Source organism: Brevundimonas sp. GW821-FHT12E07 (assembly GCF_058807035.1).
This window is the reverse complement of sequence record NZ_JBXAQH010000003.1, coordinates 219,626-233,923: the sequence shown is the minus strand read 5'-3', so window position 1 is coordinate 233,923 and position 14,298 is coordinate 219,626. Positions and strand designations below refer to the sequence as shown.

The following is a 14,298-nucleotide window of genomic DNA, read 5'->3' as shown; positions in this document are numbered from 1 at the left end:
CGACGGACGAGGTCCACACCAGTGATAGCCTGCGACCGCCCGTCAATCGCCCCGGATTTCCAAAGTTTTCTGGGTCCCCCTAAGCCACGTTTCGCAACTGTCGAGCACAGTCTCCAGAGGTTGCCTGGTTCTGCCCTTCAGCGCGCATTCCCACACCGTCGCCACTCGCCACCCGTCGGCCAACAGCTTCGCCTCCGCTACCGCATCCACCGCGCGGTTCCGCGCGATCTTTTCGCGCCAGAACTCCGGCCGGGTTGAGGGCCATTTGAACAGGTGGCAGTCGTGGCCGTGCCAGAAGCAGCCGTGGACGAAGATCACGGCCCGATACTTCGGCAGGCACAGGTCCGGCTTGCCGGGCAGTTTGCAATGCAGCCGGTAACGAAAGCCGCGCGCATGCAGCGCCTTGCGGATCATCAGTTCCGGCTTGGTGTTCTTTCCCCGGATGCCAGACATCATCCGGCTGCGGGTCGCCGGATCGACGACGTCAGCCAACGGCGACCCGGGGCTTCTTGCCGAGCGCCTTGAACAGGTGCGGCTTCATATGTTCGGCAATGGCTTTCACCGCCGGAACGACAACCGAGTTGCCGAACTGGCGATAGGCCTGGGTGTCCGACACGGGGATGATGAAGTCATTGCCCTGGGGCGCATCGAAGCCCATCAAGCGGGCGCATTCACGTGGCGTGAGGCGGCGCGGGACCGACTGGCCTTCCCGCTTTACCAGGATTTCCGAACCGTCCTTGTAGTAACGCGCCGACAGGGTCCGCGCGACATCCTGCGGGCCCACCAAGCCAAAGCCGAAGCCGTTGCCGGCCGCCCGGTGCTTTTCCTTATAGCGCTGCAGATAGTTCCACAGGTGATCGGTCAGGGTGTATTTGTCCGCGACCCGACCCGAGTTGCCGACCGTGAACCTCTGGTCCGGAACTTCCGACCCGTCGCCGGGATGCAGGATCATTTCCAGCTTCGGCGCGGTCTCGGGCATTTTCATATCCGCAAAGCGGAAGGCCTGATCCTCACGGAAGCCGATGATGAAAATCCGCTCGCGGTGCTGGGGCGTCCAGTGGCGCCCGTCGATCACCCGATAGTCGATCGTATAGCCCAGCTCGTTGGTCAGGACGTCCTTGATCGTCTGGAAGGTTCGCCCCTTGTCGTGGCTGACCAGGTTGCGGACGTTCTCCAGCAGGAAGGCCGCGGGCTGGTGATGTTTGATGATCCGGGCAACGTCGAAAAACAGCGTGCCCTGGGTCTTGTCCTCGAACCCGTGAGCGCGGCCCAGGGCGTTCTTCTTGGACACGCCCGCGATCGAGAAGGGCTGGCAGGGGAAACCGGCCAGCAGGACGTCATGCGCCGGGATGTCCTCGACATCCACCTTGGTGATATCGCCGTTGATCTCGTGGTCGTCGTTCGGGAAGTTCGCCGCGTAGGTCTTCTGGCTGTACTTGTCCCATTCAGACGTGAAGACGCATTTCCCGCCGATCGACTCGAACCCGCGTCGCAGCCCGCCGATCCCGGCGAACAGGTCGATGAAGGTAAAGTCGGCCGCATCCTTGTCGGCGCCGCCTCGAACCAGTTCAAGCTTCGGCATAGCGACGGCAGGTTTCGCGGGCCCCTCGATATAGCCAAGGTCGACAGCCTTGTCGGCCACCGCTTGGCCCGCCTGTTTCACCATGATCGCGTACTCCGACACGGCCGATTCCCGCGTTGATCCAAGATGGCAGAGTGCCAGGTTTCCGCCAGGAGAACAAGAACAGAACGAAGCACCGCTTCGGCCGGATTGCCCCGCCTTGCAAGGCAGTGGCGCTCGGGCCTACCAACAGCTAAAAACTGAGAAGCTGAAACGGAGCCCACTGATGCCCGGCATTGTCGTGTCAAAAGAAATGAAGAAGGGCTTAGCCGCCGAAATTCAGGCCGATGCAGAAGAGCAGCTCTGGCTGAAAAGCGGCGGCAAATGTTTTCTCTGCAGCGAAGAAATGAACCGCGCAGCCGACATTTTGGAAATCGATCACGACCACCCGAGCGCCGAAGGCGGCGGCAACACGCTCGACAACCTCAACGTCGTGCACCGGCGTTGCAACAGGTTCAAACGGAACCACCCCTCTGTAAACGTCCGCCCATTCCTGGAATTTGACGCTTATGTCGCAAAGCATGGCGGAGACGTGAAATACGACGGCGCGATCGGGTACTTTTCAGAAACCCCCTCAAAGATTGTCGCGGAGATTTCTGGGTCAGACAAAGTAAAGTTTGAGTTTCCAGATAATACTTCTCGCACTTCACCTATATACACCGATACCGTCGCTGGGAAAAAAGTCAGATACACGTTTGTTGACGTACCCAGATCAGCAATCATAAACGATGGTGACTGCCAACCTCGAACCATAAAACTGGCCCACCTCTGGTCAATTTTGGCAGATCTTCAGCTCAACCCTCTCCACGAGCCCCCAGCCTGCCGGCTCAAAGAATTTCCGAGCAGCTCAAAACAAGATCTGTTAATGTTTGACGGCCAACACAAAACCGTCGCAACTTGGCTCAAAGGTCAAGATCGCGTTGTGGCCAAAATATATCTTGGTATGGACACTAAGGACGCGATCGTTCTAGTGAATTCTATTCAATCGAAAATTAAAAAGCTTCCGCTATCGCCCTTTGAATTTAACGCAAAACTTTCGGACGAATGGGAGCACAAGCTCAGCGAATACGAGACGGCGGTGGGTTCAATCGAAGCATCTGAAGATGGCTTCTTGAAATGGATCGCAGATCCGGCCGAGAGAAAACGCGCCAACGAAGCGTTCAAGGCCGCACTGACCGATGGGATTGTTAGCGACCCCACCCTCGAGTTGCGTCGTTACGTTCTGAAGCCCAGCGGGAAGAAGACTGGAGAACAGGGGATTCCAGAGGCGACAATGAAGGGTAAAGTCCTGCAGCAGCTTCTGTACCTTAAGCCTCTCTCTCAGAAAGGCGAGGCTATGCGACAACTCCGCGAGAGGGAAAATAAGAATATCGTTCGCTTGTTAAACATGTTCACCGCCGCTGCTTTTGAAATCGGCCCCAATCCGTCATTACAGGCAGAGACAAGAGCCGAACGCCTCAAGTTTCAAGCTTCCCTACAATACGTCACAATGCTCATGAAGAAGCTCGTTGCACACGTGATGGCAGAAGAATCACCCGACCGCGTCTTTACGGAACGCGAGCCCGACACGGCCCAGTGGGAGGCAATCGAGAAGGGGGTTCAGCGCTTGGTTGAACACCCGATCTGGTCAATGGACCTCGCTCACTCAGCAAAAACGCTCGCAGTGAAACAAGCCATGAGCATGAACCAAAATGTGGAAGACGCTTTCCGCAATGTGGACCTCAGGCTGGGTCATCTCACCGGCCTAGAACCTGCAAAAGTGAGCGACATGAACTGAGGGTGAGGCCGAGGCCCAGCCCTCAATCCTCGTCCATCTTCAGCGCCGCGATGAACGCCTCCTGCGGGATCTCGACCTTGCCGAACTGGCGCATCCGCTTCTTGCCGGCCTTCTGCTTCTCGAGCAGCTTCTTCTTCCGCGTCGCGTCGCCGCCGTAGCACTTGCTCGTCACGTCCTTGCGCAGGGCGCGGACGGTTTCGCGGGCGATGATCTTGCCGCCGATGGCCGCCTGGATCGGGATGACGAACATATGGGGCGGGATCAGCTCCTTCATCTTCTCGACCATGCCGCGGCCGCGGGTCTCGGCGCGGCCGCGGTGGACCAGCATCGACAGGGCGTCGACGGGTTCGGCGTTGACGAGGATGCTCATCTTGACCAGGTCGCCGACCTTGTAGCCGGTGATCTCGTAGTCGAACGAGGCATAGCCCTTGGAGATGGATTTCAGCCGGTCGTAGAAGTCGAAGACCACTTCGTTGAGCGGCAGTTCATAGACCACCAGGGCGCGGGCGCCGACGTAGGACAGTTCGACCTGTGAGCCGCGGCGGTCCTGACACAGCTTGATGACCGCGCCGAGGTATTCGTCGGGGGTCAGGATGGTGGCCTTGATCCACGGCTCGGAGATGGTGTCGATCTGCATGACGTCGGGCAGGTCGGCCGGGTTGTGCAGGTCGATCTCGGTCCCGTCGCGCAGGCCGATCTTGTAGACCACCGAGGGGGCGGTCGCGATCAGGTCGAGGTTGAACTCGCGGGAGAGGCGCTCCTGGATGATCTCGAGGTGCAGCAGGCCGAGGAAGCCGCAGCGGAAGCCGAAGCCGAGGGCCGCGCTGGATTCCATCTCGTAGGTGAAGGAGGCGTCGTTCAGGCGCAGCTTGCCGATGGCGGCGCGCAGGTCCTCGAAGTCGGCGGCGTCGACCGGGAAGAGGCCGCAGAAGACCACCGACTGGACTTCCTTGAAACCTTTCAGCGGTTCGGCGGTGGGCTTCTTCTCGTCGGTGATGGTGTCGCCGACGGCGGCGTGGGCGACTTCCTTGATCTGGGCGGTGATGAAACCGACCTCGCCGGGCCCCAGCTGGTCGACCGGGGTGTTCTTGGGCAGGAAGACGCCGACGCGGTCGACCAGGTGGGTCGAGCCGGACTGCATCATCTTGATGCGCTGGCCGGCCTTGAGCACGCCGTCGAAGACGCGGACCAGCAGGACGACGCCGAGGTAGGGGTCGTACCAGGCGTCGACCAGCATGGCCTTGAGCGGGGCGTCGAGCTGGCCCTTCGGGGCCGGCAGGCGGGTGACGATGGCTTCCAGCACGTCCTCGATGCCGATGCCCGACTTGGCCGAGGCCATGACGGCGTCCGAGGCGTCGATGCCGATGACGTCCTCGATCTGTTGCCGGACGCGATCGGGCTCCGCCGCCGGCAGGTCGATCTTGTTCAGGACCGGAACGATCTCGTGGTTGTTGTCGATGGCCTGATAGACGTTGGCCAGGGTCTGGGCCTCGACGCCCTGCGAAGCGTCCACGACCAGCAGCGAGCCCTCGCACGCGGCCAGCGACCGCGACACCTCATAAGCGAAGTCGACGTGGCCGGGCGTGTCCATCAGGTTCAGGACATAGTCGAGCCCGTCCTGGGCCTTGTAGTTCAGGCGCACCGTCTGCGCCTTGATGGTGATCCCCCGCTCCTTCTCGATCTCCATATTGTCGAGAACTTGGGCCGACATTTCCCGCGCGCTCAGGCCGCCGGTGAATTGAATCAGCCGGTCGGAAAGCGTGGATTTGCCGTGGTCAATGTGGGCTACCACACTGAAGTTGCGGATGCGGTCGATAGGGGGCGTCGTCATTGTGCGGCGCGGTTAGCATGGAGGGCGTCGGAACGCCAATCTCCGGCTGCGAGGCGGGCCTTGAAGCCTCGATCTGGAACCGGTTCCGGCACGGATTACAATCCGGTAATGGCGAAGCTGAGGTTTGAGAACGGGCCACGAACGCGGTATGGCGAGTGAACCCGGAGCGTCATGCCGACGTTCTCGCCTCGCTTCCCCCGGGCGGGCGCATTTCGACAGGACGACTGAACCATGGCCCTCACGACCATGACCCGGACCCGCAGCGCCTATGCGGGCGTGGCCCTGACGGCGACCCTGGCCCTGCTGGCGGCCTGCGGCGGGGGCAAGGAAGACGCGGCCAAGAAGGCCCAGCAGGAACAGGCGGCGGCCGGCCAGACGGTGACGGCGGCGACCGCGACCCTGACCAGTCTGCGCCGCAAGGTTTCGGCCTCGGGCAGTGTTTCGGCCTGGGAAGAGGTGCCGGTCGGCGCCGAGACCGGCGGGCTGACCGCAGTCGGCCTCTACGTCGATGAAGGCTCGTACGTCCGCCAGGGCCAGCCCCTGGTGCAGATGAACGACGTCCTGTTGCGCGCCCAGCTGCGCCAGCAGCAGGCCCAGGTCCAGACCGCTGAGGCCAATGTCGCCCGCGACGACGCCGCCCTGTCCCGCGCCCAACAGCTCAAGGAAAAGGGCTTCCTCAGCCAGGCCTCGCTCGACACCGCCCTTGCCAACCAGAAGTCCTCGGCGGCCAACCTGGCTTCGGCCCGCGCGGCCCTGTCGGAGACCCAGACCCGGGTCAACCAGGCGACCATCCGCGCGCCCGTCTCGGGCCTGATCATCAGCCGCAGCGTGACCAAGGGCCAGATCATCTCGGCCGGCAGCGAACTGTTCCGTATGGTCCGCGACGGCCGCCTGGAGCTGGACGCCCAGGTGCCCGAAACCGAACTGCCGCTGGTCCGCGCCGGCCAGGGCGCCGTCGTCACGTCCGAACAGGCCAATGGCCCGGTGAGCGGCAGCGTGCGCATCGTCACGCCCCAGGTCGACGCCCAGACCCGTCTCGGTGTCGCTCGCATCACCCTCAGCCCCGGCAGCGGCCTGCGTCCGGGCATGTTCGCCCGCGCCGAGATCGACGTCGGCGATAATCCGGCCCTGACCGTCCCGGCCTCGGCCGTGGTGTTCCGCGAAGGCAAGCCCGGCGTCTATCTGATCGCGGCCAACAATACGGTCCGCTTCACCCCGGTCACGACCGGCGAACGGTCGGGTCAGACGGTGGTGATCACCGCCGGACTGCAGGCCGGCGCGCGTGTCGTGGTCCAGGGGGCCGGCTTCCTCGGCGACGGCGACCATGTGACGGTCAGCGCGGCGCCTGCCGCCGCGCCTGCCGCCGCCGCTCCGGCCGCCCGCTAAGGACCCCGGACATGGGTTTCCAGAACATCTCTTCCTGGGCGATCAAGAACCCGATCCCCATCGTGCTCATGTTCATCGTCCTGACGGTGGCGGGGCTGTCGAGCTACTTCAAGCTCAGGACCAACAACTTCCCGGACATCGACCTGCCGGTCGTGGCGGTGACGGTGATCCAGTCGGGCGCCGCCCCGACCGAGATGGAGACCCAGGTCACCCGTCTGGTCGAGGACTCGGTCGCCGGTCTGGGTCAGGTCAAGCACATCCAGTCGGTGGTCAACGAGGGCGTCTCCACGACCTCGATCGAGTTCCAGCTGGGCGTGGATCTGGAGAAGGCCACCAACGACGTGCGCAACGCCGTCGCCGGCGTACGCCAGAACCTGCCCGCAGACGTGCTGGAGCCCATTGTCCAGCGCATCGAATTCACCGCCATTCCCTTCGCCAATTATGTGGTGCGCGCGCCGGGAATGAGCCCGGAGGAGCTCAGCTGGTTCGTCGACAACACCGTGGCCAAACGTCTGTTGTCGGTGAAGGGCGTCAGCCAGATCAGCCGCGACGGCGGCGTCAGCCGCGAGATCCGCATCAAGCTGGATCCTGACCGTCTGGAAGCCGCCGGCGTCACCGCCGCGGCCGTCTCCAACCAGCTGCGCACCCAGAACATCAACCTGCCCGGCGGGCGGGGCGAGCTGGGCGGCGCGGAACAGGCCATCCGCACGGTCGGTTCGGCCAAGACCGTCGAACAGCTGCGCGAGACCCTGATCCCTGTCGGAAGCCGCTCGGTGCGGCTGGGCGATCTGGGCGAGATCACCGACGAATGGTCCGAGCAGCGCGGCCGCGCCCGGTTCAACGGCAAGGAAGTCGTCGGCTTCGGCATTTCACGCGCCATCGGCTCGTCCGAGGTCGATGTCTACCACAACACCATGAAGGAGATCGAAAAGCTGGACGCCGAGCGTCCGGACGTGACGATCGAACAGGTGGCCAACACCACCGACGACGTGATCAACAATTTCCACGCCTCGGTCGAAGCCCTGCTTCTGGGCGCGCTGCTGGCCATCGCCGTGGTCTTCGTCTTCCTGCGCGACTGGCGTGCGACCATGATCGCCGCCATCGCCATGCCCCTGTCGCTGATCCCGACCTTCTGGATCATGGACATGGCCGGACAGTCGCTGAACGTCGTGTCGCTGCTGGCGCTTTCGCTGACAGTCGGCATTCTCGTCGACGACGCCATCGTCGAGATCGAGAATATCGTCCGCCACATCCGCGACGGCAAACCGCCCTATCCGGCCGCCATCGAAGCCGCCGACGAGATCGGTCTGGCGGTCATGGCCACGACCGCGACCCTGGTGGCGGTGTTCGCCCCCACGGGCTTCATGCCCGGCATCGTCGGCCAGTTCTTCGTCAGCTTCGCCATCGCGGCCTGCGTCAGCGTGCTGTTCTCCCTGCTGGTCGCCCGGACCCTGACCCCGCTCATGGGCGCCTATCTGCTCAAGCGCGACCAAGGCAAGGAGCACAAGGATCCGTTCTGGATGGCGCCCTATCTCCACGCCCTGGAATGGGCGCTGGGCGACCGCGGCAAGGCGGTTCCGGCCGTTGCGGGCCAGACGACCACGGTCCGGGCGGCCACAGGCTCGCCCTCGAACGCCGACTTCGACCTGTCGCGTCCTGCGCGCAAGCCGCCGTTCCTGAAACGGGTCCGCGCCCGCTTCTGCGACCATCGCCTGTGGGTGATGGGGATGGGTCTGCTGTTCTTCATCTTCTCCATCGGCCTGGCGATGAGCCTGCCCGGCGAGTTCATTCCGGTGGAGGACCAGTCGCGCTCCAGCCTGACCATCCAGCTACCGCCCGGCACCACGCTGGACGAAACCGACGCCGCCGTTCAGCGCATCAACGCCGAACTGATGAAGCGGCCCGAGGTCGAGTCCGTCTATTCCTCCATCGGCTCGGCCACGGTCAGCTTCGGACCCGGCGGCGGCTCCGGCGCCGGCGAGGTCCGCAAGGCCAACCTGACCGTCAACCTTGTCCCGCGCGGCAAGCGCAAGCTCAGCCAGCAGGAGTTCGAGAAGGACTTCGGCCCGACCCTGCGCCAGACACCCGGCGCCCGGGTCCAGTTCGGCGGCTCCGGCAACGGCGGCGCGGGCATCATGCAGGTGGCTCTGGTCAGCGATAATCCGGCCGCCCTCGAGCCCGCCGCGGCCCGTCTGGAGCGCGAAATGCGCGGCGTGGACGGCCTGTCGAACGTGGTCTCTTCCTCGGCCCTCGTCCGGCCCGAACTGCTGATCACGCCCAAGGCCGACGTCGCCGCCCTGCAGGGCGTCTCGACCCAGGACATCAGCCAGGTGGCCCGCGTCGCCACCCTGGGCGACGCCGATCAGCTGCTGCCCAAGTTCAACTTGGGCGACCGTCAGGTGCCGATCCGGGTCATGCTGACCGAGGAATCCCGCACCCAACTCGGCGTGCTGGAAAACCTGAAGGTCCCGACGGCCTCGGGCGCGGTGGTGCCGCTGTCGGCCGTCGCCGACATCAGCTTCGGCGCCGGGCCCAACCAGATCGACCGTCTGGACCGGCTGCGGGTCGCCAACATCTCGGCCGAGACTTCGGGCACGACGCTCAGCGTCGCGACCAAGGCGATCAACGAACTGCCGGCCATGAAGGAGCTGCCACAAGGCGTCCGTCAGCAGCTCACCGGGGACGCTGAATCCAACGCCGAGCTGGGCGCCGGCTTCGCCTTCGCCATCTTCACCGGCATCCTTCTGATGTACGTCGTGCTGGTGCTGCTGTTCGGCAGCTTCTTCCACCCGGTGACCATCCTGGCCGCCCTGCCCGTGTCGTTCGGCGGCGCCTTCTTCGCCCTGCTGATCACCGGCAAGTCGATGTCGATGCCCGCCCTGATCGGCATCATCATGCTGACCGGGATCGCGGCCAAGAACTCCATCCTGCTGGTCGACTACGCCATCATGGCCATGCGCGGCGGCATGCCCAAGCGCGAGGCCCTGATCGACGCCGCCCACAAGCGGGCCCGGCCGATCATCATGACCACCTTCGCCATGGGTCTGGGGATGCTGCCGATCGCCGCCGCCGTCGGCGAGGGCACGGCGTTCCGCTCGCCCATGGCTATCGCGGTCATCGGCGGCCTGATCACCTCGACCGCGCTCAGCCTGCTCTTCGTGCCGGTGGTGTTCAGCCTGATCGACGGGGTCAAGACCCGGCTGGAGCGCCGCATGGACCGCTGGTTCGGCGGCCAGCACCACCACCATCCGGCCGAAGAAGCGGAAACGCCTGCGGAGTAGTATCTGATCCTTCTCTCCTTGCGGGAGAAGGTGGGCCGCAAAGCGGCTCGGATGAGGGGGCGTGCCGACGTTTGACGTCGAACGCCCCTCACCTCACAGGCCTGCGCAACCCCTTATCCGTCAGGCTTCGCCTGCCACCTTCTCCCGCAAGAAGAGAAGGCCAGGCACGCGCATCATCCCCTCCGCCACGACGCAAGCGCGTCGCGGTCCCCTCCCCATCGCAGCGACGGAGAGGGCATAAAAAAGCCGGCCGGGGTTTCCCCCGGCCGGCCTCTGAGTTCCGTCCTCTTTTCGGGACGATCAGTATTTGACCTTGAAGGTCACCCCGTAGGTGCGGGGCTGGCCGAGGTAGGCGTCGTAGGTCGCCGTATCGAGGGCCGGGTTGTAGTAGGTGCCCGCATAGGCGCCCGTGGTCTGGACCGTCGACTGGAAGGCGGTGCCTTGCAGCGGCGCGGCATAGCCGACCTGGATGTATTCCTTGTCGGTCAGGTTCTGGCCCCAGACCTCGAAGGTCCAGCGGTCGTCTTCCGAACCGAAGGTGATGCGGCCGTTGACCAGGGTCATGGCGTCCTGCTGCTTGTAGGGAAGCAGGTCGGAGCCGGTGTTGTACTCGCTGGTGTATTTGGCCGTCAGGCTGGCGCCCAGACGCAGGCCGTGACCGATCGAGCGCTCGAAGTTGGCCGAGGCGGTGCCCGACCATTCCGGAGCGAACGACGGGGTGCGGCCCGGCAGCAGCGACAGCTGCGGGAAGTTGGCCGGGTTGGCCAGGTCCGCGGCGACGAAGCTGCCGTAGTGGGAGTCGGTGTAGGTCAGGCCGCTCGACAGGCTCAGGCCTTCGATGGGGGTGAACCACAGGAAGTCGGCGTCGGCGCCGCGGCTCTTCAGCTCGGGGATGGATTCCACCACGAAGGCGGTGCCCAGGAAGGTGTTGAGCTGGAAGTCCGAGACCTTCTGGTCGAAGTAGCTGACGTTGAACAGGACCTTGCGGTCGAACAGGGTCGCCTTGAAGCCGGCTTCATAGCTGTCGACCAGTTCCGAGGGGAAGTAGGTCGAGGCCAGCGGGGTGACGCCGCTCTGCACGCGGTCGAGGTTGTAGCCGAAGCTCTTGTAGCCGCGCGCATAGGACACATAGGTCATCAGCGAAGGGTTGAGGCGGTAGGAGCCCTTGATCGTGCCGCTGAACTCGCCGTCGCTCTCTTCCTGATGGGTGGCGCGATCCTGGAAGGCGCTGTTGGCCCAGGGCAGGCACATGGTGCCGAGGATCGAAGACCCGGCGGCGCCCAGAACACCGGTGATGGCGGCGGCATTGGCCAGGGCGGCGTTACAGGTGTTGGAGTTGCCGTTCTGGTTGGTCTGCAGCGCGTCCATCGACTTGGAGTCGTAGGTGTAGCGCAGGCCGACGGTGATATCGAACTTGTCCGTGACGTGGAAGGTGTCGTTGGTGAACAGCGCCACCGAGTCCGAGTCCTGGCTGTACTGGTCGCGGACGCCCTGGCCGACGATATAGCCGATGCCGCCGCCCGAAACCGCGCCGCCGGTGCCCAGGCACTGCTGCAGGCCCAGCGCCGTCTGGGCGACGCGGGTGAAGCAGCCGATGTCGTTGGTGCTGACCGGGAAGGCCGGGACCGCGCGGTTCAGGTTGGCCGACAGCAGGAAGGACAGGAAGGGCGTATAGTCGGCGCCGAAGATGTAGCTGTCGGTGCGGTCGATGTGTTCACGCGTGGCGAAGGCGCCGACCAGCCAGTCAAGCTTGTCGTTCTGGCCGGCCAGACGGACTTCCTGGGTGATGTTGCCGACCCGGTAGCCGTAGTCGCCGTCCGGGTTGCGGTACAGGATGTCAGCGCCGGTGTAGTCGATGTCCTGGCCGTTGACCGAGTCCCACTGACGCCACGAGGTGACGGTGGTCAGGGTCGCGCCGTTGCTCAGGTCGAAATTGCCTTCCGCCGAAATGCCGCGGTCGGTGATTTCCTGTTCGGTGCCGCGGTTGGCGAAGCCCGTGCGCGAGAACGGCAGGCCCGAGAAGGTCGCGTTCGGCGGGCGCTGGCCGGTGCCGTTCGAGAGGGCGTCGATGAAGGGATAGGTCTGGCCGGTGCGGATCTGGGTGCCGGTGCAGCAGTATTCATCGCGGCTGGAGTAGTCGGCGATGATGCGGATCGAGGCGTTGTCGTTGGGCAGGATCAGCAGCTGGCCGCGGGCGGTCCAGAAGTCCTGGTTCTGGTCGTCCAGCTGGGCGCGCGGGCCGTCGCCGATATCGACCGGGTTGAAGCCGTCACGCGTGCGCTTGGCGGCGTACAGGCGGAAGGCGACCTGGTCGTTGATCGGGCCGGTGACCGAACCCGAGGCGCCCAGGGCGTTGAAATTGCCCCAGGTCAGTTCGCCGTTGAAACCGGGGGTGAAGGACGGAGCCTCGGTGATGATGTTGACGACGCCGGCCGAGGTGTTCTTGCCGAACAGGGTGCCTTGCGGACCCTTCAGGACCTCGATGCGCTCCAGCTCGCCCAGGTCGCCGAAGCCGACGCCGTTGCGCGAACGATAGACGCCGTCGATCACGACGCCGACCGAGCTTTCCAGACCGGGGTTGTCGCCGACGGTGCCGACGCCGCGGATGCGGACCGTGGTCGAGGCTTCCGAGGTGGTCGAGGTCACGGTCATGCCAGGCGTCAGGATCTGCAGATCCTTGATGTCCCTCACACCCGCGTTGTTCAGGGCTTCCTGGTTCAGCGACGTGACCACGATCGGCACGTCCTGCAGGCTCTGCTCACGCTTCTGGGCGGTGACGATGATGTCGTCGACCGAGGCCGCCGGACCATCCTGATCCTGGGGCGCGGTCTGGGCTGAAGCGATCCCGGCGAAGCCGAAGACAGCGGCGCCGACGACAGCGGCGGACGTGGTGGTGCGAAGAATTTGCGTAAGACGCATGGACGGCTCCCGGCTCAATGGCCCGACAGCCCACATTGGGGACAGTCGCGGCGTTTCCTGTTCCCGATCCCCGTCCTCTTTGCGGGACGATGGAGTCTTGAACCCTTGGCGTAGTCCAAGCCGGGTAAGGCAACAAGAAGCTGTGCCCCCGCCACGCTGCCTTTCAGGCGAATTTCATCTCGCAAGCCAGTGTCGTGTGACGCAAAAGCGACAAATATCCATGACGCTAGGTCAATATTCAGATCGCCTTATGCAGTATCTCAAGCGGTTTCGGCCAAAACCTTGCGTGACGTAAGGTTTGCGGCCGACAGGGCCAGGGCGCCGGCGAGGACTGAAAGCAACGACCCGCCGAGCACCCCCAGCTTGACCTCGACCTGTTCCGGGGAATCAACCGCGCCGGGAAAGGCCAGGGCGCCGATGAACAGGCTCATGGTGAAACCGACCCCGCACAGCAGACTGACGCCATAGACCTGAAGCCAGGTCGCATCGGTGGGGCGGGCGCCGACCCTGAGTTTCGCCGCCAGCCAGGCCGCGCCGAAGACCCCGATCTGTTTACCGAGGAACAGCCCCAGCGCGATCCCCAGCACCAGGGGCGCCGCCGCCTGTTCCAGCGACAGGCCGGCGAAGGACACGCCCGCCTTGGCGAAGGCGAAGAGGGGCAGGACCAGCCAGGAGACATAGGGGTGGAGGTCTTGCATGGCCTCCTTGAGCGGGCTCTGGCGATCCTCGTGGCGCGGTTTGATGGGCACGATGATCGCGAAGGCCACGGCGGTCAGGGAGGTGCTGATCCCCGCCTCGACCGTCAGCAGCCAGACGCCGAAGAAGCCCATGACCCAGTAGGGCGCCGGAATCCGCCCCACGCCGGACCAGATCGCTCCCGTCACGAGCAGGGCCAGCACGCCCAGCAGGGGGATCAGCTGAACCCCCGAACTGAACAGGGCGGCGATCAGGGCGATGGCTCCGAGGTCATCAACGATCGCCAGGGTCAGAAGGAAGACGCGCAGCGACGGCGGCAACCCCTTGCCGACCAGGGCGAAGACGGCCAGGGCGAAGGCGATGTCGGTGGCGAGCGGCACGGGCCAGCCCGCGTGCGGCCCACCCAGAACGCCCGCGACCGCCAGATAGACGAGGGCGGGCGCGATCATCCCGCCCAGCGCCGCGATGACCGGGGTGGCCAGCTTTCTCGGATCGCTGAGCTCGCCCTTCAGGATCTCGTATTTGATCTCCAGCCCCACCACGAGGAAGAAGATCGCCATCAGACCTTCCTTGATCCAGTCGGACACCGTCTCCTCGAGACGCAGCGGACCGAGCTGGAGCACCTGATAGCTCTTCAGCCAGTGGAAGTAGTCGCCCGCCCAGGGCGAGTTGGCGACGATCAGGGCGGCGACGGCGGCGAGGCCGAGGGCGGCCCCTGAGGCGGTCTCGGTCTTGAGGAAATCGAGTGTCAGTTTGCTCGCCACGGGGGCCTCCTGCGAAGGGGTCT

The 14,298-nt window shown here is 64.5% G+C and carries 8 protein-coding genes; 3 read left to right on the top strand and 5 right to left on the bottom strand.

Annotated features, from left to right (window positions below; genetic code table 11):
* Positions 1 to 42 precede the first annotated feature (42 nt).
* Both AC1ROD_RS12875 and dcm read right to left on the bottom strand, forming a co-directional pair.
* On the bottom strand, positions 43 to 492 hold the full coding sequence (locus tag AC1ROD_RS12875; protein WP_492948661.1) for a very short patch repair endonuclease: 450 nt from the start codon (positions 490 to 492) through the stop codon (positions 43 to 45).
* Positions 485 to 1,684 carry a DNA (cytosine-5-)-methyltransferase gene (dcm, locus tag AC1ROD_RS12870; protein ID WP_492948660.1) on the bottom strand — a complete coding sequence of 400 codons (1,200 nt, stop codon included), beginning with the start codon at positions 1,682 to 1,684 and terminating at the stop codon, positions 485 to 487. Before dcm ends, AC1ROD_RS12875 begins: the two co-directional genes overlap by 8 nt.
* Positions 1,685 to 1,847: 163 nt before the next feature.
* Here dcm and AC1ROD_RS12865 point away from each other — a divergent pair, with 163 nt between their 5' ends.
* A complete protein-coding gene (locus tag AC1ROD_RS12865; protein WP_492948659.1) occupies positions 1,848 to 3,398 on the top strand; it encodes an HNH endonuclease in 1,551 nt (516 codons plus the stop codon).
* Positions 3,399 to 3,420: 22 nt separating this feature from the next.
* Here the strand turns inward: AC1ROD_RS12865 and lepA are convergent, their stop codons facing one another.
* Complete coding sequence (gene lepA / locus AC1ROD_RS12860; protein ID WP_492948658.1) at positions 3,421 to 5,229, bottom strand: translation elongation factor 4; 1,809 nt, start codon at positions 5,227 to 5,229, stop codon at positions 3,421 to 3,423.
* A gap of 231 nt (positions 5,230 to 5,460) precedes the next feature.
* Between lepA and AC1ROD_RS12855 the strand changes: the two genes are divergently transcribed.
* Positions 5,461 to 6,615, top strand: a complete 1,155-nt coding sequence (locus AC1ROD_RS12855; RefSeq protein WP_492948657.1) for an efflux RND transporter periplasmic adaptor subunit — start codon at positions 5,461 to 5,463, stop codon at positions 6,613 to 6,615.
* Positions 6,616 to 6,626: 11 nt separating this feature from the next.
* On the top strand, positions 6,627 to 9,896 hold the full coding sequence (locus AC1ROD_RS12850) for an efflux RND transporter permease subunit (protein WP_492948656.1): 3,270 nt from the start codon (positions 6,627 to 6,629) through the stop codon (positions 9,894 to 9,896).
* A 300-nt stretch (positions 9,897 to 10,196) separates the two neighbouring features.
* Here AC1ROD_RS12850 and AC1ROD_RS12845 read toward each other — a convergent pair whose 3' ends face one another.
* Entirely contained in the window at positions 10,197 to 12,815 is a 2,619-nt protein-coding gene (locus AC1ROD_RS12845; protein ID WP_492948655.1) for a TonB-dependent receptor, read from the bottom strand.
* A gap of 260 nt (positions 12,816 to 13,075) precedes the next feature.
* The gene (nhaA, locus tag AC1ROD_RS12840; protein ID WP_492948654.1) at positions 13,076 to 14,275 is read right to left on the bottom strand and encodes a Na+/H+ antiporter NhaA; all 1,200 of its coding nucleotides are present in this window, start codon (positions 14,273 to 14,275) and stop codon (positions 13,076 to 13,078) included.
* Between the last annotated feature and the right edge of the window lie 23 nt (positions 14,276 to 14,298).

What these genes read in the sequence shown, in the direction of transcription:
- lepA (WP_492948658.1), bottom strand. Translation starts at nt 5,229, where the DNA reads ATGACGACGCCCCCTATCGACCGCATCCGCAACTTCAGTGTGGTAGCC.
- AC1ROD_RS12845 (WP_492948655.1), bottom strand. Translation starts at nt 12,815, where the DNA reads ATGCGTCTTACGCAAATTCTTCGCACCACCACGTCCGCCGCTGTCGTC.
- AC1ROD_RS12865 (WP_492948659.1), top strand. Translation starts at nt 1,848, where the DNA reads ATGCCCGGCATTGTCGTGTCAAAAGAAATGAAGAAGGGCTTAGCCGCC.
- AC1ROD_RS12855 (WP_492948657.1), top strand. Translation starts at nt 5,461, where the DNA reads ATGGCCCTCACGACCATGACCCGGACCCGCAGCGCCTATGCGGGCGTG.
- AC1ROD_RS12850 (WP_492948656.1), top strand. Translation starts at nt 6,627, where the DNA reads ATGGGTTTCCAGAACATCTCTTCCTGGGCGATCAAGAACCCGATCCCC.